2 protein-coding genes are annotated in these 3,738 nt (G+C 44.7%); one reads left to right on the top strand and one right to left on the bottom strand.

From position 1 onward, the window contains the following. A partial coding sequence (locus tag OH460_RS27205; RefSeq protein WP_270000177.1) for a recombinase family protein occupies positions 1-492 on the bottom strand: 492 nt, incomplete at its 3' end. Positions 493-649: 157 nt separating this feature from the next. Between OH460_RS27205 and OH460_RS27200 the strand changes: the two genes are divergently transcribed. Further along, the gene (locus OH460_RS27200; RefSeq protein WP_270000176.1) at positions 650-3,652 is read left to right on the top strand and encodes a Tn3 family transposase; all 3,003 of its coding nucleotides are present in this window, start codon (positions 650-652) and stop codon (positions 3,650-3,652) included. Positions 3,653-3,738: the final 86 nt, after the last annotated feature.

Raw genomic sequence — 3,738 nt, 5'->3', positions numbered from 1 at the left:
AATGTCAGTCGCTCCTACGCCTTGAGTATACAAATCGTTGAGCCGTTTTCGATCTACTGTTCGTTTACGCCCAAACTTAATCCCTTTCAATTTTGCTTCTATTCGTCCTTCGTTGGTTCGTTCTAATATCCGATGACGGTCAGCTTGGGCAACTGCAGATAAGATGGTGACCACCATCTTTCCCATTTCACCTTCAGTGCTGATCCCATCATCTAGAAACTTGATGGCAACACCCATCCCATCAAATAATTTGATCAAACTGATCATGTCTGCTGTGTCACGGCCTAGTCGGTCCAGCTTCTTGACCAAGAGAACATCACCTTCTTCCACTTTCATCTGAAGTAATTCAAGCCCCTTTCTCTCATTGTTGCTGCCGGATGCCTTGTCACTAAAAATTCGGCTCGGCTTCACGCCAGCACTTTTTAGAGCCTTGAGCTGAATATCGAGGGATTGTTGACTGGTCGATACACGAGCATACCCAAATAATCTCAAAATCGTCTCCTATATCGAATAGTGGACAATGCACGTCTACTATCTCACTTTGTCGATTAAATAGACACTTATAAGTATCTGTTTTATGGTGTCTGATAAATTATAACATTTCGGACGGTTGCGAGATTGTTAAATTTTCAGTTTGTAGGAAAAGAATATGCCAGTCGATTTTTTGACCGAGGAACAAAAGCAAAACTATGGGTGTTATGCCGCCGAGCCAAATGATGTTCAATTAGCTCGTTACTTCCATCTTGATGAGCGCGATCTGGCGTTTATCCAGCAACGTCGAGGAAAGCACAATCGTTTAGGGATAGCATTACAACTGACCACGGTTCGGTTTCTTGGAACATTCGTTACCGACTTAGAGCCGATTTACCCCAGTGTGAAACAGTTTGTCGCCAAACAAATTGGGATCCGTCATCCGCAAGTGCTCATGCGTTACGCTCAGCGTCCCACCACTCACCGAGAACACACCTTTCTAATTAAAGAGCATTACGGCTATCGAGATTTTGGTAGTTTTCCTTGGTCTTTTCGCCTAAAGAGACAACTGTTCGCTCGAGCATGGTTGAGTAATGAACGTCCAGGACTCATGTTTGATTTTGCTACTGCCTGGCTACTTCAAAATAAGGTCTTGCTCCCAGGCGCCACAACATTAGTTCGCTTGATTAGTGAAGTTCGCGAGCGAGCACAGAAAAGACTCTGGAAGAAGTTGGCCGCACTTCCCAACCAATGGCAAAAGGCTCAGTTGCTGGCGCTATTGGAAGTGCCTGAAGGTCAACGCTTATCACAACTTGAATTACTAAGAAAAGGCCCAACCACCATTAGCGGTCCCTCCGTTCTGAGTGCACTCTCTCAATATTCAACCTTGCGTAGTTTAGAGATCTCTAAACTAAATTTTACAGATCTCCCTCTCATACAACTGCGTAGCTTGGCTCGCTATGCGGGGATGGTTTCAGTGAAGTATATTTCTCGAATGCCAGAGGAGCGAAAGCTTGCAGTACTGACAGCTTTCGTCAAAGCGCAAGAAATTATTGCTTTGGATGACGCCATTGATGTACTCGACCTCTTGATCACTGATATTACACGCGAAGCCAAAAAAATCGGTCAAAAAAAGCGACTCAGAACCTTAAAAGACCTTGACCGAGCAGCCTTGTTGTTAGCAAGAGCTTGCTCTGTTTTGCTTGACGAAAAAACCGGTGACACGGAACTGAGAACGTCGATATTTAAGCGAGTTTCAGAAGAGAATCTGCTTGAGTCTGTTGAAAAAATCAATGAGCTCGCTCGCCCCCAGAACAATCATTTTTATGACGAAATGGTTGAGCAATATGGGCGCGTTAAACGCTTTTTACCGACGGTTCTAGAGGAGCTTCATTTCTCAGCGGTTGCCGCTGGGGAGAGTACACTGGAAAGCATTCATTACCTTGCCGAGCTGAAAAAGACAAAAAGACGTTTTCTCGACGATGCGCCTGAGCACATCGTTAAGACATCATGGAAAAGGCTTGTATATGACGGGGATGGTCGTATCCAACGCGCCGGTTACTCTTTGTGTTTCTTAGAGCGTCTGCAAGATTCACTCCGCCGCCGAGACGTCTGGGTGACAAAGAGTGACCGTTGGGGTAATCCTAGAAAAAAGCTCTTAAATGGTGAAGCGTGGCAAGCTCAACGAGTGCCCGTTTGTCGAGCTCTTGGCCATCCAACGAACGGTCATGAAGCTATGCGGCAGCTCGCGCGACAATTAGACGATACATGGAGAGAAGTCGCTGACAGATTTGATGAAAACACCGAAGTGAGTATTTGTACCAATGGTAAGCACCCATCATTGACCATTTCGAATTTAGATAAACTTGAAGAGTCTCTGTCATTAAAAACTCTGAATCGCCGAGTAAAGCAGTTGATCCCGCCAGTAGACTTAACGGAGTTATTACTCGAAGTTGATGCTTGGACAGGCTTTACACAGGAATTTACCCACGTTAGGGAGTCCGAGGCAAGAGCGCAGGGGTTACACATCAGTGTATGTGCGGTATTGATGGCTGAAGCTTGCAATATCGGTCTAGAACCATTGATCAAATCGAATGTGCCAGCCCTAACTCGGCACAGATTAAGTTGGGTTAAACAAAATTATTTTCGAGCAGAAACATTAACTAACGCGAATACTAGGTTAGTTAATTTCCATATAAAACAACCATTAACAAATGCTTGGGGTGACGGAAATGTTGCTTCCGCGGATGGAATGCGTTTAATTTCCTCAGCAAAAACAGTGAATGCAGGTCCGAACCGGAAATTCTTTGGTGCTGGACGTGGGATCACTTGGTACAACTTCATCTCAGATAAATATTCTGGTTTTCATGGCATCGTCGTGACAGGAACGTTACGAGACTCACTTTATGTATTGGAAGGAATACTGGAGCAGCAAACAGGGCTCAATCCCATTGAGATCATGACAGATACCGCCGGAGCGAGTGATATTATCTTTGGTTTATTCTGGTTGCTAGGGTTCCAGTTCTCCCCACGGTTGGCGGATGCGGGAGAAGCGGTATTCTGGCGAGTAGATAAGTCTGCTGACTACGGGCCGCTAGATGATCTAGCTCGAAGTTGTACGGATCTTTCAAAAGCTGAAGAGCAGTGGGATGAAATGATGCGAACCGCTGGCTCATTGAAGCTCGGCACTATTCGGGCATCCGAGCTGGTTCGGTCTTTGCTCAAGAGCAGCCGTCCATCAGGTTTAGCTCAAGGCATTATGGACGTTGGCAGAGTGAACAAAACCTTGTACTTGCTTAACTATATAGACGATGAAGATTATCGCCGTAGGATCTTAACACAGCTCAATAGAGGAGAAGGTCGGCACGCCGTCGCTAGAGCGGTTTGCTATGGTCAACGTGGAGAAATTAAAAAGCGCTATCGAGAGGGGCAAGAAGATCAGCTAGGTGCTTTAGGTATCGTTACCAATGCCATCGTGTTATGGAATACTCTCTATATGCAGGAAGCATTAGATTGGATGCGGTCCAATAATGAAGAAATTATAGAAGACGATATATCTCGGCTATCTCCACTAATATACAAACATATCAATATGTTAGGTCATTACACATTTACCTTGCCAGAAGACTTAGAGAAAGGAGAGTTAAGACCTTTAAACCTTAATAATAGTGATAAATATTGAGTCGATATGAGAAAGATAAATTACGTCTTATCAATAACTTAACCCTCTAAACGTACACTTTCGTTCCGTTGGACCTCAAACCCCTT

Source organism: Vibrio sp. Makdt, from assembly GCF_027587015.1.
GTDB classification, from domain to species: Bacteria; Pseudomonadota; Gammaproteobacteria; order Enterobacterales; family Vibrionaceae; genus Vibrio; species Vibrio chagasii_B.
The sequence above is the reverse complement of the archived record's forward strand: the minus strand, read 5'-3'. Positions and strand labels throughout refer to the sequence as shown.